The sequence below is a fragment of the Nocardioides terrigena genome, assembly GCF_003047265.1.
In the GTDB taxonomy this organism is placed as follows: domain Bacteria; phylum Actinomycetota; class Actinomycetes; order Propionibacteriales; family Nocardioidaceae; genus Nocardioides; species Nocardioides terrigena.
In genome coordinates this window covers 218,096-243,242 of sequence record NZ_PZYY01000003.1, presented here as the reverse complement: position 1 = coordinate 243,242, position 25,147 = coordinate 218,096, and the positions used below count along the sequence as shown (strand labels likewise).

At 67.0% G+C, this 25,147-nt stretch carries 19 protein-coding genes; 10 read left to right on the top strand and 9 right to left on the bottom strand.

Features of this window, described 5'->3' with window-relative positions; genetic code table 11:
• Window position 1 precedes the first annotated feature (1 nt).
• Both DAE25_RS07840 and DAE25_RS07835 read left to right on the top strand, forming a co-directional pair.
• Window positions 2-1,753 carry a SulP family inorganic anion transporter gene (locus tag DAE25_RS07840; protein ID WP_107765657.1) on the top strand — a complete coding sequence of 584 codons (1,752 nt, stop codon included), beginning with the start codon at window positions 2-4 and terminating at the stop codon, window positions 1,751-1,753.
• Window positions 1,750-3,291 carry a Ppx/GppA phosphatase family protein gene (locus DAE25_RS07835; protein WP_107765656.1) on the top strand — a complete coding sequence of 514 codons (1,542 nt, stop codon included), beginning with the start codon at window positions 1,750-1,752 and terminating at the stop codon, window positions 3,289-3,291. The genes DAE25_RS07840 and DAE25_RS07835 overlap by 4 nt, the downstream gene beginning before the upstream one ends.
• Before the next feature lie 77 nt (window positions 3,292-3,368).
• On the opposite strand, the gene DAE25_RS07830 is transcribed toward DAE25_RS07835, so the two are convergent.
• The 3 genes from DAE25_RS07830 to DAE25_RS07820 all read right to left on the bottom strand — a co-directional run bounded on the left by DAE25_RS07830 (window position 3,369) and on the right by DAE25_RS07820 (window position 7,938).
• Window positions 3,369-4,133 (bottom strand): helical backbone metal receptor, encoded by a 765-nt coding sequence (locus tag DAE25_RS07830; protein WP_107765655.1) that lies wholly within the window; start codon window positions 4,131-4,133, stop codon window positions 3,369-3,371.
• Entirely contained in the window at window positions 4,130-7,357 is a 3,228-nt protein-coding gene (gene icmF, locus DAE25_RS07825; RefSeq protein ID WP_107765654.1) for a fused isobutyryl-CoA mutase/GTPase IcmF, read from the bottom strand. Before icmF ends, DAE25_RS07830 begins: the two co-directional genes overlap by 4 nt.
• A gap of 62 nt (window positions 7,358-7,419) precedes the next feature.
• A complete protein-coding gene (locus tag DAE25_RS07820) occupies window positions 7,420-7,938 on the bottom strand; it encodes a MarR family winged helix-turn-helix transcriptional regulator (protein WP_107765653.1) in 519 nt (172 codons plus the stop codon).
• A gap of 1,020 nt (window positions 7,939-8,958) precedes the next feature.
• Between DAE25_RS07820 and DAE25_RS07810 the strand changes: the two genes are divergently transcribed.
• Together DAE25_RS07810 and DAE25_RS23110 are read left to right on the top strand one after the other, a co-directional pair.
• Window positions 8,959-10,032, top strand: coding sequence for a DUF262 domain-containing protein (locus tag DAE25_RS07810; RefSeq protein ID WP_199907485.1), 1,074 nt, complete (start codon window positions 8,959-8,961; stop codon window positions 10,030-10,032).
• 533 nt (window positions 10,033-10,565) lie between these two features.
• Window positions 10,566-11,006, top strand: a complete 441-nt coding sequence (locus tag DAE25_RS23110; RefSeq protein ID WP_159083640.1) for a hypothetical protein — start codon at window positions 10,566-10,568, stop codon at window positions 11,004-11,006.
• A gap of 469 nt (window positions 11,007-11,475) precedes the next feature.
• On the opposite strand, the gene DAE25_RS23105 is transcribed toward DAE25_RS23110, so the two are convergent.
• Together DAE25_RS23105 and DAE25_RS23100 are read right to left on the bottom strand one after the other, a co-directional pair.
• The gene (locus DAE25_RS23105; RefSeq protein ID WP_159083639.1) at window positions 11,476-12,204 is read right to left on the bottom strand and encodes a hypothetical protein; all 729 of its coding nucleotides are present in this window, start codon (window positions 12,202-12,204) and stop codon (window positions 11,476-11,478) included.
• Between the two features lie 303 nt (window positions 12,205-12,507).
• Window positions 12,508-13,176, bottom strand: coding sequence for a hypothetical protein (locus DAE25_RS23100; RefSeq protein ID WP_159083638.1), 669 nt, complete (start codon window positions 13,174-13,176; stop codon window positions 12,508-12,510).
• Between the two features lie 470 nt (window positions 13,177-13,646).
• Here DAE25_RS23100 and DAE25_RS07800 point away from each other — a divergent pair, with 470 nt between their 5' ends.
• Window positions 13,647-13,967 (top strand): hypothetical protein, encoded by a 321-nt coding sequence (locus DAE25_RS07800; protein ID WP_159083637.1) that lies wholly within the window; start codon window positions 13,647-13,649, stop codon window positions 13,965-13,967.
• A 318-nt stretch (window positions 13,968-14,285) separates the two neighbouring features.
• Here the strand turns inward: DAE25_RS07800 and DAE25_RS07795 are convergent, their stop codons facing one another.
• Window positions 14,286-15,368 carry a tartrate dehydrogenase gene (locus tag DAE25_RS07795; protein WP_107765649.1) on the bottom strand — a complete coding sequence of 361 codons (1,083 nt, stop codon included), beginning with the start codon at window positions 15,366-15,368 and terminating at the stop codon, window positions 14,286-14,288.
• Between the two features lie 119 nt (window positions 15,369-15,487).
• Entirely contained in the window at window positions 15,488-16,378 is an 891-nt protein-coding gene (locus tag DAE25_RS07790) for a LysR family transcriptional regulator (RefSeq protein ID WP_107765648.1), read from the bottom strand.
• A gap of 112 nt (window positions 16,379-16,490) precedes the next feature.
• Here DAE25_RS07790 and DAE25_RS07785 point away from each other — a divergent pair, with 112 nt between their 5' ends.
• The 3 genes from DAE25_RS07785 (at window position 16,491) to DAE25_RS07775 (ending at window position 20,508) form a co-directional block, all read left to right on the top strand.
• The gene (locus DAE25_RS07785; protein ID WP_107765647.1) at window positions 16,491-18,122 is read left to right on the top strand and encodes an SLC13 family permease; all 1,632 of its coding nucleotides are present in this window, start codon (window positions 16,491-16,493) and stop codon (window positions 18,120-18,122) included.
• A complete protein-coding gene (locus DAE25_RS07780; protein ID WP_107765646.1) occupies window positions 18,122-19,267 on the top strand; it encodes a glycerate kinase in 1,146 nt (381 codons plus the stop codon). The genes DAE25_RS07785 and DAE25_RS07780 overlap by 1 nt, the downstream gene beginning before the upstream one ends.
• Window positions 19,268-19,494: 227 nt before the next feature.
• Window positions 19,495-20,508 (top strand): NAD(P)-dependent alcohol dehydrogenase, encoded by a 1,014-nt coding sequence (locus DAE25_RS07775; RefSeq protein ID WP_107765645.1) that lies wholly within the window; start codon window positions 19,495-19,497, stop codon window positions 20,506-20,508.
• Between the two features lie 211 nt (window positions 20,509-20,719).
• On the opposite strand, the gene DAE25_RS07770 is transcribed toward DAE25_RS07775, so the two are convergent.
• Together DAE25_RS07770 and DAE25_RS07765 are read right to left on the bottom strand one after the other, a co-directional pair.
• Window positions 20,720-21,451 carry a response regulator transcription factor gene (locus DAE25_RS07770; protein WP_107765644.1) on the bottom strand — a complete coding sequence of 244 codons (732 nt, stop codon included), beginning with the start codon at window positions 21,449-21,451 and terminating at the stop codon, window positions 20,720-20,722.
• A gap of 11 nt (window positions 21,452-21,462) precedes the next feature.
• A complete protein-coding gene (locus DAE25_RS07765; protein ID WP_159083636.1) occupies window positions 21,463-22,764 on the bottom strand; it encodes a sensor histidine kinase in 1,302 nt (433 codons plus the stop codon).
• Between the two features lie 189 nt (window positions 22,765-22,953).
• Here DAE25_RS07765 and DAE25_RS07760 point away from each other — a divergent pair, with 189 nt between their 5' ends.
• Complete coding sequence (locus tag DAE25_RS07760) at window positions 22,954-24,162, top strand: TauD/TfdA family dioxygenase (RefSeq protein ID WP_107765642.1); 1,209 nt, start codon at window positions 22,954-22,956, stop codon at window positions 24,160-24,162.
• The gene (locus tag DAE25_RS07755; RefSeq protein ID WP_159083635.1) at window positions 24,159-25,004 is read left to right on the top strand and encodes a TauD/TfdA family dioxygenase; all 846 of its coding nucleotides are present in this window, start codon (window positions 24,159-24,161) and stop codon (window positions 25,002-25,004) included. The genes DAE25_RS07760 and DAE25_RS07755 overlap by 4 nt, the downstream gene beginning before the upstream one ends.
• Window positions 25,005-25,147: the final 143 nt, after the last annotated feature.

The window sequence follows — 25,147 nt, the reverse complement described above, 5'->3', positions numbered from 1 at the left end:
CATGACGGTGGAGGTCCCGCCCACCCGGTGGCGGGTGCTGCAGGTCCTGCCGATCGTCGAGCAGCTGCGCGGCTACCAGTCGGCCTGGCTGCGGGGAGACCTCGTCGCCGGTGTCGTGGTGGCGGCCCTGATCATCCCGAAGAACCTCGGGTACGCCGAGATCGCCGGCGTACCGCTCGAGAACGGCCTGTACGCCGCGGCCGCCGGGACGATCCTCTACGCGCTGTTCGGGAGCTGCCGGCAGATCTCCATGGGTCCCAGCTCGGGGCTCGCGGCGGTCGCCGGCGGTGCCGTGCTGGCGACCGGTCTGACCGACCCCTCCGACGTGGCCACCCTCGTCGCCGGGATCACGCTCACGAGCGGTCTGTTCTTCCTCGCCCTCGCCGTTTTCAAGATGGGGTGGCTGTCGCAGTTCCTCTCCCGCGCCGTCGTGACCGGGTTCCTCTTCGGTGCCGCCATCGACGTCGTCATCGGGGAGCTGCCCAAGCTGACGGGCACCGACAGCGAGGGCGACAACTCGTTCCAGGAGCTCTGGTCGTGGCTGTCCACGCTGGACCAGGCGCACCTCGCCACGCTGGTGGTCGGCGTCGTCGCGCTCGCCGTCGTCTTCGGCCTCCGGTGGGTCGCTCCCCGGGTCCCCGGCGCCCTGGTCCTGCTGGTGGGCGGCCTCCTCGCGGCTGCGGTGCTCGACCTGGGCGCACGCGGCGTGGCCCTGGTCGGGGACATCCCCCGCGGGCTGCCGTCCCTCGACGTGCCCGACCCCGGACTGCTGGTGGACCACGCCGGCACGGTCCTGGTGGCCGCCTTCGCGCTCGTGATGATCGGGTTCTCCCAGACCGCCGGGGACGCCCGGGCCATGGCGGCCCGGCACCGCTACCAGGTCGACATCGACCAGGAGTCGGTCGCCCAGTCGGCCGCCAACATCGGCGCCGGGCTCCTGCAAGGGATGCCGGTCTCGACGAGCCTGTCCGCCAGCTCGCTCAACGACCGCTCGGGGGCGAGGACCGGCCTGGCGTCGCTGACCTCGGGCGTCACCGTCCTCCTGGCGCTCCTCGTGCTGGCGCCCCTCTTCTCGTCCCTGCCCAAGCCGGTCCTCGCCGCACTCATCATCGAGGCGGTGGTCATGGGGATGATGGACGTCGGCGAGATGCGACGGCTCCGCCGGGTGTCGAGGTCCGACTTTTGGGTGGCGACGGCCGCGATCCTCGGGACCCTCGTCTTCGGCATACTCGCCGGGGTGGTCATCGGCATCGCGCTGTCCCTGCTGTGGCTGGTGTACGTCGCGACGCACCCGCAGCTCTCGACGCTCGGCCGTGAGCGCGGGACCCAGGTCTTCCGGGACCTCGACCAGCACCCCGAGGACGAGACGCTGCCCGGGGTCGTGGTGATGCGCATGGACGGCGGCGTCTTCTTCGCGACCGCGGACGCGATCGAGGACCGGATGCGCACCGTCATGCTGGCCCCCGACCTCCGCGGGGTGGTGCTGCACTTCGCGGGGGTCAACTTCGTGGACTCACAGGGCGCCTCGACGGTCTCGGAGATCATCCGGATGGCGGCGGAGTCGGGGATCGAGCTCCGGCTGGCGGCGGTCCGGCCGGCCGTCCGTGCCATGCTCGAGCGCGAGGGTGCGGTGGAGCGGCTCGGGGCCGACCACATCCACGGCAACGTCCACCGGGCCGTGTCTGCCCTGTCGGCGTCCCGGGCCGCGCCGGGGGACGGGCCCGTCGGTTCCGAGGAAGGTGAGGGACAGTGACCACGAGCGACCGGACGACCCACCCGACTGCGCCCGCCGTCGTCCCGCGGTGGGAGTGGCGCACGTTCGGCGAGGACCTCGCCGACCTCGACCCCGCGCTCGCATCGTTGCGGACCGTGGAGGCTGTCGAGACCGACGAGACGTATCTCCTGTCCATGCACAGCGACGCCTCCGTCAAGGTGCGTGACGGCGTCCTGGACGTCAAGGTGCTGCATCGGGTGGACGGCTCCGGCCTGCAGCTGTGGGTCCCGGTGATGAAGGCCCCCTTCCCGCTCGATGCCGGAGCGGTCACGGCGGCGTTCGCGGCGCTCGGCGCGTCGCCACCGGGCTCCCGGCGCGCCGAGCACAGCATGGAGCAGCTGGTGGACGAGCTGGTCGGCACGAGCGACGACCTACGTGCCGTGGGGATACGCAAACGCCGTCGCCGCTCGGTGCTGGACGACTGCATGGTCGAGCTCACCGAGGTCATCGCCGAGGGGAGGGCCATCCGAACGGTCGCCGTGGAGTCGCCGGATCCTGGCCTCGTGTCCAGCACGGTCCGCCGACTGGGGCTGGACGGTCGGTCCAACACCTGCGTCGCCCAGGGACTCAAGTCGCTGCTCGGTTGGGGACCGAGGAGGTTCGCCGTCATCGACGTCGGCACGAACTCGGTCAAGTTCACGCTCGGTCACCGTGATGAGGCTGGCACCCCGCACACCGATCTCGACACCGCCGTGATCACCAGGCTCGGCGAGGGCCTGGCCGCGGCCGGCGAGCTGACCGCCGCGTCGATGGGACGCACGGTCGACGCGATCGGAGACCTGGTCGACGAGGCCCGACGCGGTGGCCCGCTCGACATCGTGGCAGTGGGCACCGCGGGCCTCCGGCAGGCGTCGAACAGGGATGACTTCGTCGAGGCCGTCCACACCCGCTGCGGAGTGGTCGTGGAGGTCATCTCGGGGCGGGAGGAGGCCAGGCTCGCGTACCTGGCCGCCGTGTCCGCCCTGCCGCTGACCGGTGACCGACTGCTGGTGTTCGACTCCGGTGGGGGCAGCAGCCAGTTCACCTTCGGCCGGGTGGACCGGATCGAGCAGCAGTTCAGCGTCGATGTGGGCGCGGTGCGGTTCACCGAGCGCTTCGGGCTCGCGGACGCCGTACCGCGTGCGACCGTCGAGGCGGCGCTCGGCGCCATCGCGACCGACCTCGCCGAACTGAGGAGTCGGCCACGCCCGGACGCGGTGATCGCGATCGGGGGCACCTCGACCAACCTCGCCGCCGTCAAGCACGGCCTGGATCACTACGATCCGGACGTCGTCCACGCGACCGTCGTCGACGCGGACGAGGTGGATCGTCAGATCGAGGTGTTCCGCGGACGCTCGGCGGACCAGCGCCGGGACATTGCCGGCCTTCAGCCTGCGCGGGCCGAGGTGATCCTCGCCGGCGCCTGCATCATCCGCACGATCCTGATGCTCACGGGCCAGCAATCCCTGACCGTCAGCGACCGCGGGTTGAGGCACGGGGTCATCGCCGAGAGGTTCGGCTCGCCGGCGCCCCCGTAGCACCACAGGTCACTCGTGGGACCACGCCGGCCACGCCTGCCGCGCCCGAATCGTCAGCGGCGCGCCACACTCGCGACCTACGGTGTGCTGGAGCGGGCCAACGTCCGGTGCGCCTCCAGCAGGCTCGGGCCGTACCACGTGAGCAGCCGTCCGCTGACCAGCTCGGTGGGCGTTCGGGTGAATGCCTCCGGGCCGTCCTCGGGGGTGAAGAGGTAGGGCTCGTCCGGCAGCAGCAGCGCGTCCGCGCCGGCGGCGTCGAGGTCGGCGAGGTCGACGTGCGGGTAGCGCTCGGGGTGGTCGGCGTAGACGTTGGCGAGGCCGAGTCGTCGGGCGAGGTCGCCGGTGAAGGTGTTGCTGCCGACGACCATCCACGGGTCTCGCCAGATGGGGATCGCGATCCGGCGACTGACCGGCGGCAGCGGTCCGGTCCACAGGGCGGTGGCCTCCGCGAGCCAGTCGGGGCGTGGCCAGCGCAGGCCCTCGTCGAAGAGGCGGCCCAGCGAGGTCAGGGCTTGGGGGACCGTCTCGATGTCGGTGACCCAGACGCGGACGCCGGCCCCGCGCAGGCGGCGTACGTCGAGCTCGCGGTTCTCCTCCTTGTTGGCGACCACGAGGTCGGGGGAGATGGCCACGATCTTCGCGACGTCGGGGTTCTTGGTGCCCCGCACCCGGGTGACGTCGAGGTCGGCGGGGTGGGTGCACCAGTCGGTGGCGCCGATGAGTGCCTCTGGCCGGGCACCGGCGAGCGCCTCGGTGATGGAGGGGACCAGCGAGACGACCCGCCGGGCCGCTCCCGGGGAGGGGAGCGGCTCGATCGGGTGTCCGAGGTCGTCGGCGCTCACACGTTGCGGCGGTACTGCCCGCCGACCTCGAAAAAGGCCTCGGTGACCTGCTGAAGCGAGCAGACCCGGGCGGCGTCCATCAGGACGGCGAAGACGTTCTCGCCGGACACGGCCGCGTCCTTGAGCCGGGCGATGGCCTCGGTGGCCTCGGAGGTGTGGGCGGCCTGGAACTCCCGCACGCGGCGCAGCTGGGACTCCTTCTCCGCCTCGGTGGCGCGGGCCAGCTCGACCTCGGGAGGGGACACGTCGGAGTCGGGCTTGATGAAGGTGTTGACGCCGACGATCGGCAGGGAGCCGTCGTGCTTGCGGTGCTCGTAGAGCATCGACTCGTCCTGGATGCGACCGCGCTGGTAGCCGGTCTCCATGGCACCGAGCACGCCGCCGCGCTCGTTGATGCTGTCGAACTCGGCCAGCACGGCCTTCTCCACGAGGTCGGTGAGCTCGTCGATGATGTACGACCCCTGCAGCGGGTTCTCGTTCATCGCCAGGCCCCACTCGCGGTTGATGATGAGCTGGATCGCGAGCGCGCGGCGTACGGACTCCTCAGTGGGGGTGGTGACGGCCTCGTCGAAGGCGTTGGTGTGCAGGCTGTTGGCGTTGTCGTAGATCGCGATGAGGGCCTGCAGGGTGGTGCGGATGTCGTTGAAGTCCATCTCCTGCGCGTGGAGCGACCGGCCGGAGGTCTGGACGTGGTACTTCAGCTTCTGGGATCGCGCGTTGGCGCCGTACTTCTCCTTCATGGTGACCGCCCAGATCCGGCGGGCCACGCGGCCGATAACCGAGTACTCGGGGTCCATGCCGTTGGAGAAGAAGAACGACAGGTTGGGAGCGAAGTCGTCGATGTCCATGCCACGGGCGAGGTAGGCCTCGACGTAGGTGAACCCGTTGGCGAGGGTGAACGCCAGCTGGCTGATGGGGTTGGCCCCCGCCTCGGCGATGTGGTAGCCCGAGATGGAGACCGAGTAGAAGTTGCGCACCTGCTGGGCGATGAACCACTCCTGGATGTCGGCCATCATCCGCAGCGAGAACTCCGTGGAGAACAGGCAGGTGTTCTGGCCCTGGTCCTCCTTGAGGATGTCGGCCTGGACGGTGCCGCGGACGTTGGCCAGGGCGTACGCCGTGAGCTCGGCGTGCTCGGTCTCGTCGGGGTCGCGGTCGTGCTCGGCGCGGAACTTGTCGACCTGCTGGTCGATGACGGTGTTGAGGAAGAACGCGAGCACGGTCGGTGCGGGGCCGTTGATCGTCATGGACACGCTGGTGGACGGGGCGACCAGGTCGAAGCCGTCGTACAACGTCTTCATGTCGTCGAGGGTGGCCACCGAGACGCCCGACGTGCCGACCTTGCCGTAGACGTCCGGGCGGGGGTCGGGGTCGCGACCGTAGAGGGTCACGGAGTCGAAGGCGGTGGAGAGCCGGGTCGCGTCACCGTCGTGGCTGAGGATCTTGAAGCGACGGTTGGTGCGGGCCGGGTCGCCCTCGCCGGCGAACATCCGGGCGGGGTCCTCGCCGTCGCGCTTGAAGGGGAAGACGCCGGCGGTGAAGGGGAAGAAGCCCGGCAGGTTCTCGTTGCGCCAGAAGCGCACCAGCTCGCCGTGGTCGGTGAAGCGGGGGAGCGCGACGCGGGGGATCTTGTTGCCCGACAGGGACTCGCGGGTGAGCTTGGTGTGCAGCTCCTTGTCGCGGACCTTCACGACCTGCTCGTCGCCGGAGTACGACTCGACCACCGCCGGCCAGGCGTGGATCTGGTCGGTGATCTCGTGGGGGAGTGCCTTGCGGGCCTTCTCGAGGAGCCCGCCGACACCGTCGGTCGGCTCACCGGCCTCCACGAGCTCTCCCTGGACGACCTCGAAGCGCTGCACCCGGCTCGCGGCCGCGGCGTACTCCTCGGTCCGTGCGTGGTAGCCGCGGACGGTGTCGGTGATCTCGGCGAGGTAGCGCACCCGGTCGGTGGGGACGACCTGGCGGATGCCGGAGGAGTGGCGTACGTCGACGTGGGGCAGCGTGCCCTCGGTGACCGGCAGGCCCTGTCCGGCGAGCTGGTCGCGCAGGTGCTGGTAGAGCGCGGTGACGCCGTCGTCGTTGAACGTCGCGGCGCTCGTGCCGAAGACCGGCATGTCGGAGGGCTGCTTGCCGAAGGCCTCGCGGTTCCGGACCATCTGTCGCCCGACGTCGCGCAGCGCGTCCTTGGCGCCACGGCGCTCGAACTTGTTGATGGCCACCGTGTCGGCGAAGTCGAGCATGTCGATCTTCTCCAGCTGGGAGGCGGCGCCGAACTCGGGCGTCATCACGTAGAGCGAGGAGTCGACGAAGGGCACGATCGCGGCGTCGCCCTGCCCGATGCCCGGGGTCTCGACGACCACGAGGTCGAAGCCGGCGGCCTTCATGACGGAGATGACGTCGGCGAGGTGCGCGGGCACCTCGTGCGCCCCGCGGGTGGCGAGGCTGCGGAAGAAGACGCGGTCACCGTCGAGGGAGTTGGCGCGGATCCGGTCTCCGAGCAGCGCGCCACCGCCCTTGCGGCGCGTCGGGTCCACCGCGATGACACCGATGCGCAGCTTGTCCTGCTGGTCGACCCGGAACCGGCGGACCAGCTCGTCGGTGAGGCTGGACTTGCCCGAGCCGCCGGTGCCGGTGATGCCGAGGACCGGGGTGGTGCGTGCGGCCGCGGCCTGCTGGATGCGGGTCAGGGTCTCCTCGTCGAGCTGTCCCGTCTCGGCGCCCGTGATGGCGCGCGCGATGGCCAGCCGGTCACCCGCCAGCACCGAGTCGACCTCGGCCTGGCGCTTCTCCCACGGGTCGAAGTCGCAGTCGGCGACCACGGAGTTGATCATGCCGACCAGGCCCATCTTCTGCCCGTCCTCGGGCGAGAAGATGGTCACCCCGGACTCACGCAGCCGCGTGATCTCCGCCGGCACGATGACGCCGCCCCCACCACCGACGACCTTCACGTGGTCCGCGCCCGCCTCGCGCAGGGACTGCACGAGGTACTCGAAGTACTCCACGTGCCCGCCCTGGTACGACGAAACCGCGACGCCCTGGACGTCCTCCTCGAGAGCCGCGTCCACGACCTCCTGGACCGAGCGGTTGTGACCGAGGTGGATCACCTCACAGCCCTGGCTCATGAAGATGCGCCGCATGATGTTGATCGACGCGTCGTGACCGTCGAACAGGGCGGACGCGGTGACGAGTCGGACGGGGTGCTGCGGCTGGTGGAGCTCGGCCATGGGAATCCCTCGGGAAGATGGTTGGACGTCCTACGAACAGCAATAGTAGGACATCCAACTAACTACTGCGAAGTAGCCGGGTCGACCACGAGGTCACCCGCGGCCGCGCGAAGCTGGCCCAGCAGCTCGGTGAGCCGGAGCACGTTGTCCACGGGAATGCCGGGGGACTCGAAGACCTGCGCGTTGAGCCCGGCCGTGGCCTCGTCGACGACGGTGCGGCCCTGGTCGGTCAGGGCGGCGAGGACCACGCGACGGTCGGTCTCGCGGCGCAACCGCTCGACGTACCCCTGGCGCACGAGCCGGTCGACCGCACTCGTGACGCTGGTGGGGTGCACCTGCAGCAGGGATCCCAGGCGCGTCATCGGCATTGACCCCGACTGCACGAACGACAACAGGCGCAGGATCTCGTAGCGGGCGAAGGTCAGGTCGAGCGGGCGCAGGACGGTGTCGATCCGCTCCATCAGCAGCTGCTGGACCCGGACGATGGACGTCACCATGGCCATGCCGTCGGCCGCGTCGGTCCACCCGTGGCGGATCCACTGGTTGTGCGCCTCGTGGATGGGATCGCGGTCCGCAGTCATGCGTGCAGGCTACGGGAATGTGCTAGGACGTCCCACAACCTGCGCTGTGCGACCCTCCCTCCGGACTCCACCCGCACGTGGTCGGTCACGATGCTCCGTGCCGGTGTGTCCCGTTCTAGGGTGGTTTCGTCGCACGGAACGCTTCGGAGGTCATCGTGAACACCGTCAATTCTCCTGTCTCGGCAGGGCAGCGCACGGGTGAGGTCGCGCGGCGGCCGGCGGCCGTCCTGTGGGACATGGACGACCGAGGTCATGCGCAGGATTCCCCTGTGACGCGTTGAGACGTACGTTACCGCAGGTCAGACGCCATACAACGGTCTTGCCCCGCAACGCCGTGCGTCTGGCGGGATTGACGATCGGGGCCGTCTGTCGCATGACTCGTCGCATGGGATGGCGCATGAGATCCGGGACGGCCGTGCTCGGTACTCGGACGTAGTCGGGTCCGAGAGCCGGCCCGATACTGGTGCATAGAGTGCTTGTTGGCGCACCGCAAGAATTGCCTCTCCGCTCGGACGACATGGGAGGCCAGGGGACGACGGCGTCGGACGGGCACCGCCCCCTCACCATGGCGCTCACCATCGCGCTCACCACTTCCGTCCAAATTGGGAGACTGCGTTCGCATGCCGTGCGGCGCATCCCCGCAGCAGGCAGCGCCGCTGACAAGCGTGATTGCGTTCTCGATGCCCAGACTCCGGATTGGGGCGCCCAGTTCGCCCAGATAGACGCAAGGTCGGGGAGCTGCAAGAGCATCCCCGGCTACTTGTAATGACCCATCTGAGAGTCGTGCGGGCGCCGCTCGCGGTCACGGTGCCTCGAATCAGTCGTATCAGACCGTCGGCCGGATGCACCGCAGCCGCTTAAGGGCTGCTGAGGATGCCGAGTGTCCCTGGCCCGCAAGCTCGCGCGTGATTGTGCTACGTCATTCCGGGCAACAGGTGCGCGATACAGGACGACGCGATAGCGTCCGGATCGGCAGTCCGAATTGAGAGACTGATTCCACTCAACAGTGAAAGGACAGCCGTGAGCCACGACCGAGTGATTGTTGACAGGTTTCAGCGAGCACAGGAGGCCCTGATTCTGCAGCACAATGACCTCGGCCTAAGCACTCTCGCGCAAATGGTGGGCAGCGGAACGATTGATGTTGCTCCCGACTTTCAGCGTCGCGACCGCTGGGCGGCAAAGAAGCAGTCGCTGCTCATAGAGTCCCTGCTCCTGAATCTACCGGTTCCGCCAGTATACCTATCGGAAGATCTTAACGGTACTTTTTCTGTCATTGATGGCCGACAGCGACTCACGGCGATCTCACGGTTCATGAACAACGAACTCGTCCTTCAAGGCCTCGCGGAGTTTCCCGAACTTAACGGCACGAGATACGAGGCCATGCCACAGATGTTGAAGACCTCACTTGCTATGAGACCCCTACGATCGGTCACCCTGATGAAGCAGACCGATCCGGAACTGAAGTACACGGTGTTCCATAGGTTGAACAGCGCCGGCGAGGTCCTCAACCCTCAAGAAATTCGGAACGTAATCTTTCGGGGTCCTCTAAACGACTTGATTCACGAGTTGGCCGAGTCTGAGTTCCTCCGGCATCAACTCAAGATCCGTAACGAGCAAGCGAGTGCTTTTCGGAAGATGCAGGATCTCGAGTACGTCTTGCGTTTCCTGACCCTCACCGGCTCCTGGGAACGGTTCAGTGGTGACTTATCGAGGTCAATGGACGTCTTCATGGAGGAAAACCAGTACGCGGATGCTGATCAACTTCACTCCTATTCGCTGGCTTTCAGGCGTGCAATCGACGCGGCGGCGGGAATCCTCGGAGAATTTGCCTTCAATCGCCCCGAGGGTAACGGATGGCGCAGTCAGGCTCTTGCGGGCTTGTACGACGCCCAAATGATTGCTTTCCATGAACTCGCTCGCGTAGAACTGCAGACCCTTGCATCAAAACCAGATCGAGCGATCATGGCCGTCCGGGACCTCTTCGAGAATCGAGAGTTTGAGAACGCAGTACGCGTGGGGACGAACACTCCGAGCCGCATCAGGTACAGAACGGGCGCGATGATCGAAGCGTTCAGTCGAGCCGCTAACGCATGACGTCGGCCAGGGAAGCGCTGCTCGAACGACTCATGGCGGCAGACGCATTGTGTGCTGGTACTGACTTGCAGGACGTTCCTGTAATTGGCAGCAGTGACCCCGCGGCCGCCGCAACTACCAACCGAAACAGGCAATACTTTCGACGCGGGGTGATGGTGGGCTGCTTCGCGGCGTTTGAGGACTTTGTCCACGAGCGCACTAGAGAACTTTCTCACCAATTGTCGTTGGCGGCTCTTCCTGCTTCTGCATTTCCTGACTCGATGGTTGCCGCCACTCGCGCCCCGGCCGTCGGGGTGCTTCAGAGCCTTATGAGTCGCGACAGTTCAGCAACTCAAGCCGCACTCGCAACGCAGGAACTCGCTGCCGCGTGGTCTAGTGAAGCTGTGGGGGGCGCATGGACTGTCCCGCATGCTGCTTTTCTGTGGCCAGGCAGCAATTTGTCCTCGGGATCGCTCGTCAGCGCTCTCGCCACGATTGGTACGGCTTCAGACTGGAGCGACCTAACAGGTGTCGTCCAAGCAACGGGTGTAAGCGTGCTGCCGACCAAGCCCGTCTTTGACGACATTGCGCAAGAACGCCATAAGGCGGCGCATGACGCGAAGGCTGCGGTGGACATCATCGCCCTTTCGCCGATACCGAAACAACTCGTCCGACTTGGCTTCGCGGTAGATGCTTTACTTTCAGTCGGGGCCGCCCGAATCGTCCAGCGATCCGCAAGTTCGGCTAAGGGTCGGCAGGCAGTGACGTTTACCAGGCTCGTTCGTCGACCCGGGACGAGCGAGACCTGGGCCCAGTATGCAGGCCCTGCTCGGGCGGCCGTTCAGCGCGCGGTGAAGGTTCACGTCGCCTCACTCAATGATGTCGTTGATGGCCTGGGCCAACACCAGAAGGGCTCTGGGGATGTCGTATGCGTCCTGGAACCGGACATCTCGGGGAAGCTTGATCTGGTCAACTGGCGCTGCTTGGGCATCTGATCGTCCGACCGATGATCGCAGGTGCCGCAGTGCCTATGCACGCAAAGTCGGATGCCGCGAGGACCCGGGGGTCACAGGGGCTGCGACTCACACCCATTGGTACCACCTCGGTCGTTGCGGGGAGCGCGAATTTTTCGCCCGTACTCCAACCCCTCCGAATGAGTCGACCGCGATTTCCCACTCGCCCGCCTCGGCTTTGCGCGCTGAGCTCCACGAGGGCAGGGCGCCCCTCGAGCAACCGGCAACGCGTTGCCCCGCGCCCACCAGATGTGCACGGGAGGGCTTGAGGCCTTCTGGTCGGCCTGACACAGGCACTCGAATGATGCGATGAATGCCTCCCAAGGCACGTCATCGCGTGACTGCGCGCTCCGACATCGTCGCGGGGTCTGTGCGACGCCACTGCGTAGATCTCCCTGTGGCTCGACACAGTTCCCAGCCCAAGCCGGCACGACGGCCGCTCGCTCGCTCGCTACGCAGCCCGGGGTATGCGCAGTATCTCTTTGACTCGCTCGTTGCGAAGGGGCTCGAAGTCGCCCGTAATGACTTGGTCGCCCCCGAAGATCCGCTTTAGCTCGTTGGACGCTCGCTCATCGATCGCGGGGCTACCCGACTGGAGCACCCTGTTGAGGCTCGCCGTGATCTCAGGAACTGAGAGCTTCTCGATGGCCGCCTGTAGATTTACGGATAGATCGTCATCGATCTGAGCGGCCGAGAGGGCTCTCATGTTGTCGGCAATGACCGCCGCCGCAAGCATGATCTTGACGAGACGTTGCTGAGCTTCAGCGTTGCTCATATGCACCCATTGCTCCTCGAGCATGACGTTCACCTCGGACGCGAAGTTCGCGGCCGCAATGGTGGCCTCTTGGGCTTTAAGCTCGACGAGCTCTGGTTTAGGTTGCGCCGGCGTCCCCTTCGACCGTCGTCGTTCTTGCCACCAGGCCCTCACATGTGGTGCCGCCTTCAGGGTGCCCAGTGTTGCCAAGACTCCTGCCGCAGCCGCCGCAGCTGCAACAAGAAGGTCGGGTTCATTTCTGTCCTCCTCCACACGTCCACCGAGGGTGGCGTGTGCTTCCAACTTGTTCGTCTCATTGTCACGAGCAAGCGGGCTCGACCCGTCAGCCGAGAAGTGTGTGTCGGCGGGCCGCCCCACCCACATCTTCTCCCACTCCAAGTTCGAGTCCCGGTCGTTTGTAGCCACGGTCGGATCGTATCTTGCAGAAGGCCACTGCGGTGGCCCCATGCAAGTCAAGGCGTCCGGTTTGGGTATCGGCACGACCCAGCCAGTCTGAAACCAGCTGGAGCTATCGCCGGCCCTACTCCCGCCAAGTGGCACGTTCCAAAGTTGGTTGCCGCGCCGCGGGCAGGGCGCTGCAGCAACCGCGCTTTCCGCCGCTCAAGAAGGGCGGGGGGCGCGCTCCACTTGAGTTCTTGGGAGCGCACGGCGGTGTTTGCGGACGCCTGGTGACGTCTAGCCGCACCAAGCGGCACGGAAGCTAAGCAGTCAAGGTGTACGTCGGCCGCGCCACCGAACGAGACCTGTGCCAACCAAGATCGAACCAGCAACCGCAAGGACGCTATAGCCGCGCCGCTCTTGCCCCTCAAAGAGGTAGAACGCTCCGGCCGATATCAATGCCAGTGCAACGACGAGGAGGAGGGCTGTCCACGGCGCCGTCTGAGCGTCCAGCAAGACGAGAACTATTGCTCCGGCCAACACCCCGACCAAGGACGCTGCCGGCGGCACCTCGTTCATGACCGTCTCGGCCGACACGGAAACCAGTTGGGAAGTGATCGCAGACCCCAGCGCGTATGAGCCGAGCAAACCAGCCCAGAATGGTTTGGTGGCGAGGTGCGCGCGCAGTGCGCCCGAGACGGCCGAAGCATCATCTTGCGCTTGGCCAGTAGTGGTGACGAAGGCGCTTGCACGCGTGTGAGTCAAGTGACGGCCGAAAACCACAAAGGCTGTGAGCAGTGAGGCTCCTCCTCCAAGGAAGGAGCCAAAGCACCCGAGCCAGTAGAGCCACTCGGACTCCACAAAAGATGTGGCTAGAACGAGGGTCCCACTAAAGACAAATCCTGAGGTCAGTCCAGCGAACAGGCGACGCTCTGCTGACGAGTCTGACACTTTTGGTGCTGCTCCTGGAGCGGCATCCTGATTCTGATTGACGGTCACCGGCCTCAGCCTACTGTCGAGAGTCTTGCGTCGTTGACCGCTCGGCCTTCTTAAGGCAAACCCTTCGTTGGTCTCGAATCTGGACACCACTCAGCCTCGATCCTGCAGAACCGCCGACCTGACGTGCGTCTTACCGCCGCCTGAGCCCGGTCCAGTTCGTAGGCGTGTCCTCGACACAGCGCCTCCCTCCTCCTAGCGTGCTCTCCATGTCTGGGCGATCGAGGGGTAGGCCGCTGGTCGGCGCTCATGGGCTCTTCTGGGATCGGCATGAGATCGATTGGGACGCGAGCCGTGGCACTACTTACCAAATGCTGGGCTATAGGGGAGATCGTCGACCGCGGCTAGAAGTGTGTAACTTTCGTAGGGCGCGGGGCACCTACGTTCTCTACAACGACTATGGGCCCACGTACGTAGGAAGAGCTCGAGGAAATCAGGGTTTCGGTAATCGCCTGTCTGCTCACCATCGTGATGTGTCCAAGGACTGGGTGCGGTTCTCGTGGTTCGCGTTTGATTCGGTTGAGGACTGGCCGGAGCACGATGGCTGGCGGCGACCGGTCGCAGACGATGCGTCCAACTCCGTAGATAGTCAAGGCGCGATTGACGGGGTTGAGGCCTTAATGATCGCCGCCTTTGGCCTAAGCGGTCAGAACCAGATGAAGCTAGGCGGCGGAGCCCCTTGGAAGCAGGTCACCTACCAAGACTGTGGTCCAGGTGGCGTCATCCGGCGGGTGGCCGCCACGCCCATTCGCATGCCGGCGCTGCGCGAGGCGCTGGCCTTCCACTGGAACTAGGTCTCGGTGGAAGGGAGGTAGTCGCGCTGACTGAAGCAGATAGTGCACGCGGCCGCGCTGGGGACCGCGTCATACCGCCGCCTGTCGGCGTCCCCCCGAACCTGACTCAGCCGAGACTTGGGGGTGGCTCAGCGGGGTCTTGGATGCTGACCGCCGTGAGGGACGAGCTCGTGCGGGCCGTCGTGCGGAAAGCCCAGTTGAGACCGGCGTGCGTTGCAGCCGCACGGAAACGCCGCCGAAGGCCTATAAGAGGCCGGCGACGGCGTCGTCCGTTTGGCGAAGGGTGCCGCTCAGGCTTTGAGCGGCAAGAGGCGTACGTCAGTCGGCGAGGTTGTCGATGATCGCGGTGGTGACGTCGTCGGTCGAAGCGGTGCCGCCCACGTCACGGGTGAGGATCCCGGCAGCACAGGTTGCCTCGATGGCGCGCTGGATCCGCTTGGCCTCGTCGGGGAGTCCGAGGTGCTCGAGCATGAGCGCGGCGCTGCCGATGGCCCCGACCGGGTTGCAGACACCTTGGCCCGCGATGTCCGGGGCGGAACCGTGGACGGGCTCGAACATGCTGGGGAAGCGTCGTTCGGGGTTGAGGTTTGCCGAGGCGGCGAGGCCGAGGCTCCCTGCGAGTGCGCTGCCCAAGTCCGAGAGGATGTCGGCGTTGAGGTTGGATGCGACCACGACGGAGAGGTCCTCGGGGCGCAGCACGAACTTCGCGGACATGGCGTCGACCAGGACGCTTTCGGTCTCGACATCGGGGTAGTCGGCGGAGACTCGCGTGAAGACCTCGTCCCACAGGACCATGCCGTACTGCTGGGCGTTGCTCTTGGTGACGCTGGAGACCTTCTTGCGGCTGCGCGTGCGGGCGAGGTCGAACGCGAAACGCATGATCCGCTCGCACCCCACCTCGGTGAAGACTGCCGACTGGGTCGCGATCTCGCCGAGGCCTTCGCGTCCGGCGAAGTTGCGCCCGCCGAAGCCGGCGTACTCGCCCTCGGAGTTCTCGCGGACCACGACCCAGTCGAGCTCGGTGTCGTCTGCCTTGCGCAACGGGCTGGTGATGCCGGGGAGGAACTGGACGGGGCGCACGTTGGCCCACTGGTCGAACCCCTGGCACAGCCGCAGGCGCAGGCCCCACAGGCTGATGTGGTCGGGGACGTTCTCCCAGCCGACGGCGCCGAAGTAGATGGCGTCGTGGTCGCGGACCTGCTCGGGACCGTCGTCGTCCATCATCTTGCCGGTCTTCGCGTAGTACTCCGAACCCCAAGGGAACTCGTCGACGTCGAAGGCGAAGGCGCCGTCGGAGTTGGCGGCTAGGGCGTCGAGGACGCGCAGGCCTGCGGCAACGACCTCCTTGCCGACGCCGTCTGCGGGGATGGATGCGATGCGGAATCGCTGGGTCTCGGTCATGGTCTTCCTCCGGTGCTCGTGGACGTGACTCGAGTCAAACCCGTGGGCCGGGCACCCGTCCAAGACCAAGCAGCGATCCTGATCATAGGCGTGGGCTATGGGTCTCCGGGTTGCTCGCCCTACTCGGACGGCGCCACGTACCGGTCGAGCACGTCGAGGAACGCCCGGGCGCCAGGAGTCACCGATCCCTCGCGCCACACCGCGGCGACCCGCAGGACCGATCCCGGGTCGATCCTCCGCACCTCGGCGCCTACAGCGGTTGCGATCGAGTTCCACGACGAGGGCATGACCGCGTGGCCGACGCCGGAGAGCACGAGGGGCAGGATCGAGGTGCGGTGCGCCACCTCTGCGGCGATGTGCACATCGGTGCCGCTGGCCAGCACCTCGTCGACGAGCTGACGCATCAGGCTGCCGCGCTGGGAGACGATGAGCCGCAGGCCGCTGAGGTCGCGGCGGCCGACCACGTCCCCGGGTGACAGCCCCGAGTCGGCCGGAGAGATGAGGACGAGCGGTTGGTCCTCGATGTGCTTGACCGCGAGGTTGCCTGTGTAGGGCTGTCCCGATGACCCGAGCAGGCCGATCTCGGCCGTTCCCGCCAGGACGGTCTCCACGACCTCCTCGGGGGTGAAGACGCCCGCCACGTCCACGGTCATCGCCGGCCAGGCCGCGGTGAAGTCCGTCATGATCGAGGTCAGTGGCTCGATGCCCGGTGACGGCATCGTCACCAGCGTGACCGTCCCTCGGCGCAGTCCTTTGGCGGATCGCACGACCTGCGTGGCGTCGTCGAGCTCCCGCAGGACGCGGCGCGCTGGTGCCACCAGCTGGGTGCCGGCGTCGGTGAGGGTGACCCCTCGCCCGGCCCGTACGAAGAGCTTGACGCCGAGCTCGCGCTCCAGCCCCGCCATGGCCTGGGACAGCGAGGGTTGAGCGACGAGGAGGTGGTCCGCCGCGCGGCCGAAGCCACCGTGGTCGACGATCGCGAGGAAGTACCCCAGTTGTCGGGCGTCCACCGCCCACCTCCCTCGATAGGCACCACCTATGACTCCAAGAGCATATCTGTCTTGGACGTGACGTCGCTCACGTCCGCATGGTGTGACGAACCCCAGCCCAAGGAGAAACGCTATGGCTTCCGTGACATCACCGCCCGCCGACCCGGACACCTCGACCTCCGCCAAGCGCACCGACGTCGAGGAGGCGCTGCTCGGCGGGCGGACCTACCGCAGCCTCTCGGAGCAGAGGCTGTCGCCGGCCGAGGAGCGCTTCGAGCGCGGCCGCCGCACCGTCGGCTGGTTCCTCGCCCCATCCGTCGCCCTGGTGTTCGGACTGCTGCCCCTCGGTCTGGAAGGAGATCAGCAGACCTTGGCGGCCGTGCTGCTCGGTGTCATCGTGCTGTGGATCTGCGAGCCGGTGCCCATCCCGATCGCGGGCTTGATGGGGGTCAGCGCGATCATCCTGTTCGGTGTCGCCCCTTCCGATGAGGTGCTGGCGCCGTTCGGGTCGACGACCGTGTTCACCTTCATCGGGGCCTTCATCCTGGCCCAGGCCATGCTCAAGCACGGCGTCGCGCAACGGGTTGCGTTCTTCGTGCTGGGCTTGCCGGGGGTGGGGAAGTCGACGTTCCGCATCATTCTGGCCTTCGGTGCGGTCACTTGCGTGCTGTCCGCTTTCGTGTCCAACACCGCGACCGTCGCGATGTTGATGCCGACCGCGCTCGGCATCCTGGCCGTCATCGCCCGGCTCATGCAGGACCGCGGCATCGTCAAGCCCGACTTCGACCCGATGCGGATCCGGGTCGGCACCGCACTGATGCTCATGCTGGCCTACAGCGCCAGCGTCGGCGGGTTGCTCACCCCTGTCGGCGCCCCGCCGAACCTCATCGGCCGCGGCCTCATCGAGGAGGCGACCGGTGAGCGCATCTCCTTTGCCCAGTGGACCGCCACCGCCCTGCCCATGTGCCTGGCGATGTTCGTCGTCCTCGCTGTTGTCCTGCTCCTCATCAACCGGCCCGAGGTACGTCGGATCGAGGGCGTTGCGGAGTACATCCGCGAGCGCCGGATCGAGCAGGGGCGCATGAGCCGCGCCGAGATCAACACCGTGATCGCGTTCGGCGTCACCGTGACCCTGTGGCTGGTCCCGGCCGTGGTCGGACTCGTCTCCGGCACGAGCTCCGAGGCCTATGCCCTGGTCGACGACCGCCTCAACGAAGGAGTCGTCGCCGTGATCGGCGCGTCCCTGCTCTTCATCCTGCCGGTCAACTGGAGTCGCCGGGAGGCGACCATGGACTGGAGCGACGCCGCCAAGATCGACTGGGGCACCATCGTGCTCTTCGGCACCGGCATCATCTTCGGCGCGATGCTGTCCGCGACCGGTCTGGCGGAGACCATCGGCGGCGCTGCCTCCGACCACCTCGGCATCACCAGCTCGTTCGCCATCATGGCCTTCGGAGTCGTCCTCGCGATCCTCATCTCCGAGACCACCAGCAACACCGCCTCCGCGGCCGTCGTGGTCCCGATCATCATCCCGCTGGCGATCGCGGCGGGGGTCGACCCCGTCCTGCCGGCCATCGCGGCCACCTTCGCGGCGTCCTTCGGCTTCATGCTCCCGGTGTCCACGCCGCAGAACGCGATCGTCTACGGATCCGGCTGCGTGCCGATCACCAAGATGATCAAGTCGGGCATCTGCTTCGACGTGCTCGGTGCCCTCGCCATCATCACCATCGTCCCGATCATGGCCTCCCTCACCGGGCTCGCCTGATGCCGACCGCCACCGTCCTGCTGGCCCCCGACAAGTTCAAGGGTTCCCTGGACGCGGCCGCTGTGGCCCGTCACCTCGCCGAGGGGATCCGGTCTGCGGACGCCGGGGTCGTGGTCCTTACCTGCCCGATCGCCGACGGAGGAGAGGGCACCGTCTCCGCGGCGATCGCGGCAGGGTGGGACCCGCGCACCACGACCGTGGAGGGCCCGACGGGTCGACCCGTCTTCGCGACGTACGCCGTCCGCGGCACGTGCGCGATCGTCGAGCTCGCGGAGTCCAGCGGCCTGCACCGACTGCCGTACGACGCGCTCGCCCCGTGGAGCGCCTCGACGTACGGGCTCGGCCAGACCATCAACGCAGCCGTGGCCGCTGGCGCGACCACGGTCGTCGTGGGCCTGGGGGGTAGCGCGAGCACCGATGGCGGGTCGGGGCTTCTCCAGGCCCTCGGCGCCGTCATCCTCGACGGCGAGGGCCACGAGATCGGACGAGGAGCGCGGCACCTGGGCAGGGTCGGGAGCATCGACCTGGCCCGCGCCCACGCACTCCTCGGCGGCGTGCGTCTGGTCGCCGCCTGCGACGTCACCAACCCTCTCCTGGGCCGGACCGGAGCCGCCCACGTCTTCGGTCCCCAGAAGGGCTTCGCGCCCGACGACCTCCTCGCGGTCGAGGCCGGGTTGCACGCCTTCGGGCAAGCCACCGCTCGTCACCTCGGCCGCGACCTCACCGAGGTCGATGGGGCCGGCGCCGCGGGTGGTGCCGGGCACGCGCTCCTGGCCCTGGGAGCCGAGTTCAGGCCCGGGATCGACGTGGTCGCCGACGTCACGGGGCTCCACGACCACCTCGCCAAGGCGGACCTCGTCGTCGTGGGCGAAGGACGGCTCGACGAGCAGAGCCTGGCCGGCAAGGGCCCTCTGGGCGTGACGAGGCTCGCGCAAGCGTCAGGCGTGCCTGCCGTGGCGGTCGTGGGTCGTTGCGACCTGACCCCGACGCAGCTGCGTGAAGTCGGACTCGCTCACGTCATGGAGCTCCAAGCCCTCCAACCGGACCCCTCGCTCAGCATCACCCAAGCCCCAGCACTGCTGGAGGACATCGGACGACGCATCGCACTTATGACCGCCACACAAGGTGACCACGCCCGCTCCTGAGAGAGGGCCGCCGCGCGGTCGCGCCTGAAATACAAACCGATCCCTGCGATGACATAGATCGTTCGAATGTCCACATCTAGCCGCACTTGGGGCGTTCTCGGAGTGCGTCATAGCGCCGCTAGGGGACCAGTCATCAGCCCGGGCGCGAACCCTGGTTGGTGGACCAGCACCACTCTCCGACTCGCACTTACCACCCGAGGGTGCCGCCGGTTCAGTACGGTCCGGCCATGAAGGCGATCGTTCAACACCGGTACGGATCCGTCGACGACCTCGCTCTGAGCGAGGTCCCTCGCCCGGAGCCAGCCGCGGATGAGGTGTTGGTCCGGGTCCGGGCAGCGTCGGTGCACCCGGACGTGTGGCACGTCGTGGCGGGCCGGCCCGCGGTCCTTCGCCTCATGGGCTCGGGGGTCAGACGCCCGCGTGAGCGAGTGCCCGGGACCGACGTCGCCGGGGTAGTGGAGTCCGTCGGGAGCGCGGTCACCCGGTTCGAGCCGGGTGATGAGGTCTTCGGTGAGACCATTCGCGGGGTCCAGTGGCGCAACGGCGGTGCGTTCGCCGAATATGCCACTGCACCGGAGGAGGGGCTGGCGCTGAAGCCTTCCGGTGTCAGCTTCGAGGAAGCGGCCGCGGTGCCGACCGTCGGGCTGATCGCGTTGAACAACCTCCCTCGACGACGAGTGCCCCCCGGGACGCGCGTCCTGGTCAACGGCGCTGCGGGAGGCGTCGGCGCGGTCGCCGTGCAGCTCGCCAAGTCCTACGGTGCCGAGGTGACCGGTGTCGACCATGAGAGCAAGCTCGCACTCGTGCGGTCCCTCGGCGCGGACCGGGTCATCGACTACACGTCCGAGGACTTCACCCGCTCCGGTGAGCATTGGGACCTCATCTTCGACGTGCCCGGCAACCACTCCTTCAAGGCGATCCGACGTGCCCTGGACCCGCGAGGCAGCTACGTGCTGATCGGGCATGACGCGTTCGGCGCAACCGGACACCGCTGGCTCGGCAGCATCCCGCGACTCCTCGGCCTCGTGGCACGCTCGGCGGTGTCCCCGCAGCTGCGGGGCGGGTCCTTCGCGTCACCGGACAAGCGGCAGTTGGTGGGCACGCTCGTGGATCTCATGGAAGCGGGCCAGCTGCGCGTGGTGGTCGACCGGATCTTCCCCTTGAGCCAGGCGCCACAGGCGATGCGCCACCTCATGTCCGGCCATTCTCTAGGTCGGGTCGTTCTCCGCATCGACCACTGAGACCGCGTCTAACCGCCGCCTGTCGGGAACATCTGGATCTGCCGATGTCCGGCTGTGCTGTCAACGCCGGTTCTGCGGGATGAGCGCAGGAGCACAGGTGCAGGCGCGGGACTGTCCGCTGCAAACCGGTCCGAGCGGGCGGCGGACCGCTGGCGAAGGCAGCGAGATCGAAGTCAGGCAGTAGTCGAAGGATGTGCGCGGTGGACGCTTATTAAGCCCGGCTCACCTGTTCCCAGGGCTTGGCGATCTCGAGCACATCGAGCAGGTCCGGCGCCATGAAGAAGGTGCGGTTCGATGCGACGAACTCGGTTAGGACGATCTGTTGCTTCTCGGTAGGCGATCGCTCAATCTTGAAGGCTTCAGCGAATTGGATCACCATCGGTACCGCCTTCTCGACGAAGTGGCGGCGCGCGTAGTTCGCGCCGACCCCGGTAAGTCGGCCAAGGCTTTCGGGGATCCCTTGAGCGCGGGGTGTGGCTTGCCACAGGCGTCCCCACGGCTCGTCAGCGAAGAGGTGGTCGATCATCCAGCCGTCTGTGGACAGCTTGGTCGTCCACGCCTGCGGCATGGCGCTGCCGCCGCGGCCGATGTCGAGCAGGTGGGCTTTGGTGGCGTGCGGCTTGTGGACCAGCCCACGCATGCCGAACCAGCGGTACGCGGCCGTAGCGAACATGGTGCGGCCGTTCTCGTCAACGTTGGTCAAGCCGACTAGGCGAGTTCTAGGGCTCCATTCGTGGAGCAGCGCGAAAGCGGACAGGCCGGAGTACGCGCTCTTCTCACCGAGGGAGAAGTCGAGGAAAGCTACGTCCCAGCTGATGGAGGCACGTGAGAGCGACGAACGCAGCGACTCGACGCTCTCGTACACGTCCACGTTCTCTTCACCGAAGATGCTGTAGAAGTGGCTATCGAGCGGCTCGTCCTCGAGCAGAAGAACTTTCGGCATCCTGTGTCCCCCTATGTGACCGGATCGGAGTGGGTGCGCCACCGCGCGACGATCAGTTTGGTGTCATCACGACCGCCGGTGCGCACGAGGTCCACGGATGCCTGGGGCCCAGTGCGCTCGAGCCGGAGCAGCATCCGTCTAATTCCGCCGCCTTCTCGCAGCCACACGGCCTGGTTGACGGGACGGCCGTCGTCCGTGGCCTCGACGACGAGCGTGTCACCGTCGCGTCGCAGGTCCATGCGGCATGTCTGAGCGCCCGCGTTGGCGGCGTTGACGGCGAGGTTGTGCAGTAGGTGGTGCGCAATCATCCGATCGACGCGGCTCAGCTGCTCGGGGTAGATGAGGTCGAACTCAGTGAAGTAGAGCCGTGTCAGCCGGCGCAGGCGATGTTGAAGACGCCCGGGCCAATCAATGTCGCGGTCGAGTTCGGTCTCCATCGACAGCACGTCGCTGTAACCGCCTTCTAAGTCAGACACGGTCTCGTCGAGGAGCTGCAGCAGCGATGGGTCGTCCGCGAGTTGCACGCGCAGCATCGCGGTCGGTTGACCCACCATCTCGTGCACCGCCTCGACCATCTTGTGCCGTCCCGCGACTTCACGCTCCCCGGAGACCCGCCGGGCTTGGTGGAACCCGCGGTCGGTCTCGTTGACCCTGAACTGCACGCACCCGAACACGACGCACATGCCGGCCACGACCCAGCGCTCGTCCTTGGTCCAGTCCGCCGGGAGACCCATGAGCGCGGCGGCAGCGATGAGTACGAGCCATAGCGCCCGCTGCCGAGCAAGGTCGACGATCCGCCATCGAGGATCGACTTCCGGGTTGTAGAAGGCCGGGTCGGTGAAGACCGCGTTGACGCAGCTGGCGACCCAAGCGAGCGCCGCCGCGAACGCGAGGAGCCGCAGGGCGCCTGCTTCTGCTGGCATCAGCCAGGGCCCGATGCTGGCCAACGGCAGGTAGGACAATGCCTCGACGGTGCCGGGGACGTCGGGAAGCATGCGCCCGCTGCCGGTGACGGTCACTCGCAGGCTCCAGCGACTGACAGCGTTCTTGGGATGGTGTTCTTGGTCGACCTGCCAGTAGTTTGACGCCACCGACAGCAGGCCGCCGATCAAGGCGAACGCGACGATCAGATAGGCCCACGCGGATGCCTGGCCGGCAACGGCGCAAGCGCCGATGACGCATAGCATGGACACGCGGAAGCGTGCAGCGCGCAGGCCCATGTCGCCCACCCGCATCATCGCCACGTCGTAGGCGAACGCCGTGCGCGGGATCAACGGCGCGCAGTCCGACACAGGTGCCTCGATGACTGTCATGTCATAGGTACCTATCACCGGACCCGACCGGTGCGCGCCACTTTTGTGCGCCCTCCCCCTCTGGTGCGCCGTCAAGGTGGCACATCGAGCAGTGCGCTGCGGCTGGAATGGGTGCGACTCGGTGTAGGAGCCGGGCCGAATCGAGGTCACCAGCTCACCGCTCACCTGTCAAAGAGAAGGGCAACCGAAATGACGACCGAAACTCGACGCCTTCCGGTGCCCCGGAGGGAGTTGTTCGCTGATGACCGTCAACTCGGGGTCGCTCACACCATCCGCGAGCAGCCCGCCCGCGCTTGGGACACCCACGACCTGACCGACGACGAGTCCGCAGGACTCGCGTTGGCCGCATCCCGCGTGACGGCTGATCCGTCCACCGACATGGCGTCGTTCCGCATGGAAGCGCGTGCCGCGTTCGATGGCCTGCGGGACTCGACACGAGCGAAGCTCCGCAACCTCGCCGACGGCACGTCGGTGCGGCCCGAGTTGTACGTACGCAACCTCCCCGTTGTGCCCCTGCCTCTAACTCCCACGGTCGGCCAGCTCGCGCTCACGAAAAACAATGTCAGCGAGTTCATCCAGATCGCGTTTTCCATACCGTTCGGCTTGCCCATCTCGTACGCCGACCAGCGCGAGGGGCGCCTGTTCCACGACATCTACCCAACCGCGAGAAACGCCGAAGTCGTGTCCAGCCAAAGCTCGAAGGCGCATCTGGGCTTCCACACCGAGATGTTCTTCCACCCCGAGCCGCCCGACTTCCTCTTCCTGCACTGTCTGCGACCCGACCCGGCCGGGCTTGCCGAGACGGGGGTGGCAGCGCTAGCAGACATCATGAGCCTGCTCACCGCGGACGAGATCGTCGAGCTGAGCAAGCCGCACTTCGCCCTGGATCTGGCGCGCCTGCACGGGATCTACCGTCACGACGGCCGAGCCATCACGGAGGACGACCCCCGGCCCGTCCTGGCCGTCACTCCCGAGGCCGGTACGAGCCAGGAATGTGGGCGCTTCCGCTTCGAGCCCGGACTGACCACCCCCACAACCCCGGCTGCAGCCGCAGCGATGCAGGCGGCCGACGATGCCGCCGAGAAGGCCGTCGTCGCCGGCAAGCTCGAGTCGGGAACGATGCTCATGGTCGACAACCGCCGCACCGTGCACTCCCGCTCACCGTTCATCGCGAACTACGACGGCACGGACCGATGGCTGCGACGCGTGATGCTCGGGTCCTACGACACCGGTCCTTCCAACGACATCTCCAGCGACATCTCCAGCGACGTCACCGGCGACAAGCCTGGCGACGTCGGCTACTTCATCCGCAACGACCTCGAACTGTGCAAGGCGTGGCAGGACGACGGCGCCCACATTGCCCCCATTCCCTACGTCGCCCGCGGGGGTGTGGCATGAGTTCGGCGACCACCAAGACTGAGCTCACGTCGGCCCACACCTCGGACTGGTTGACAACCCTGGAGTACGACAAGGCGACGGCGAGCGAGGTGGCCTCGTCGGTCAGCGACATCGTGCGTGATCGGGGAGTCGTACGCGTGTCGTGCTTCCCCGGTGATGCGGCTGAGCTCATCGGCTTCGTCAACCACGTTGGAGACCCGCTGGAGTACTACGGCGGCGACACGGGCTCCCACCCCGACCAGCCGGCGGTGTGGCGAGTCCGCTATGAGCACGAGGCGTCGCTGCGGGGCGACACCCACGCCCTCGACGGTCCGCTGTCTGTCCACTCCTCGCAGTCGCTCCTCGAGCCCCGTCCCCGCTACTTCTGCATGCTCATGGTCAACCCCGGCTGGCAGGACAACGCGCCGGGCCTCAACGGCGAGTCCCTGCTAGCACCTTGGGCGAGGGCCTTCGAGAGTCTCGACCACGAGCACGTCGCCTACCGCGACATCCGCGACACGCTGCTCGCGCCGATGCGCTACCCCGACGGCACCATCAGAGCGCTGGCCTACGACCTGCCCGATGCCCGGAGCCAGTACGACTACGGCATCAGGCTCAAGAGCGATCTGGAGTCGTACCTTCGCGAGAGCCGACCTGCCAGCGTCGATTTCGACGCCGTCCGCACCTTCGCCCAAGCAGCGCAACGCACGGCACTGTCCGTGCAACTCGCCGCCGGCGACCTGATCGTCGTCGACAACAACCGGTGGGGCCACGGACGTCAGAGCGTCATCGGCCGACGTGGCGACGGTGCCGGCCTCATGCATACCAACCCGCGAGAACTGTGGAGCCTCACCCTCAAGTAGCGCAGCCCGCGCTTCCCAGCCGTGGTTCTCCGGGGCGCACGTACTCCGGAGCACTACGGCACCAGGACTCATCGCCCACCTCCCAGAGCGGCCCGTGGCACCGACCCACCCAGGTGCGATCCGGCACGGACCGCTGACTGACC

What these genes read in the sequence shown, in the direction of transcription:
- DAE25_RS07780 (WP_107765646.1), top strand. Translation starts at nt 18,122, where the DNA reads ATGCCGACCGCCACCGTCCTGCTGGCCCCCGACAAGTTCAAGGGTTCC.
- DAE25_RS07785 (WP_107765647.1), top strand. Translation starts at nt 16,491, where the DNA reads ATGGCTTCCGTGACATCACCGCCCGCCGACCCGGACACCTCGACCTCC.
- DAE25_RS07755 (WP_159083635.1), top strand. Translation starts at nt 24,159, where the DNA reads ATGAGTTCGGCGACCACCAAGACTGAGCTCACGTCGGCCCACACCTCG.
- DAE25_RS07840 (WP_107765657.1), top strand. Translation starts at nt 2, where the DNA reads ATGACGGTGGAGGTCCCGCCCACCCGGTGGCGGGTGCTGCAGGTCCTG.
- DAE25_RS07770 (WP_107765644.1), bottom strand. Translation starts at nt 21,451, where the DNA reads ATGCCGAAAGTTCTTCTGCTCGAGGACGAGCCGCTCGATAGCCACTTC.
- DAE25_RS07760 (WP_107765642.1), top strand. Translation starts at nt 22,954, where the DNA reads ATGACGACCGAAACTCGACGCCTTCCGGTGCCCCGGAGGGAGTTGTTC.
- DAE25_RS07795 (WP_107765649.1), bottom strand. Translation starts at nt 15,368, where the DNA reads ATGACCGAGACCCAGCGATTCCGCATCGCATCCATCCCCGCAGACGGC.
- icmF (WP_107765654.1), bottom strand. Translation starts at nt 7,357, where the DNA reads ATGGCCGAGCTCCACCAGCCGCAGCACCCCGTCCGACTCGTCACCGCG.
- DAE25_RS07775 (WP_107765645.1), top strand. Translation starts at nt 19,495, where the DNA reads ATGAAGGCGATCGTTCAACACCGGTACGGATCCGTCGACGACCTCGCT.
- DAE25_RS07765 (WP_159083636.1), bottom strand. Translation starts at nt 22,764, where the DNA reads ATGACAGTCATCGAGGCACCTGTGTCGGACTGCGCGCCGTTGATCCCG.
- DAE25_RS07820 (WP_107765653.1), bottom strand. Translation starts at nt 7,938, where the DNA reads ATGACTGCGGACCGCGATCCCATCCACGAGGCGCACAACCAGTGGATC.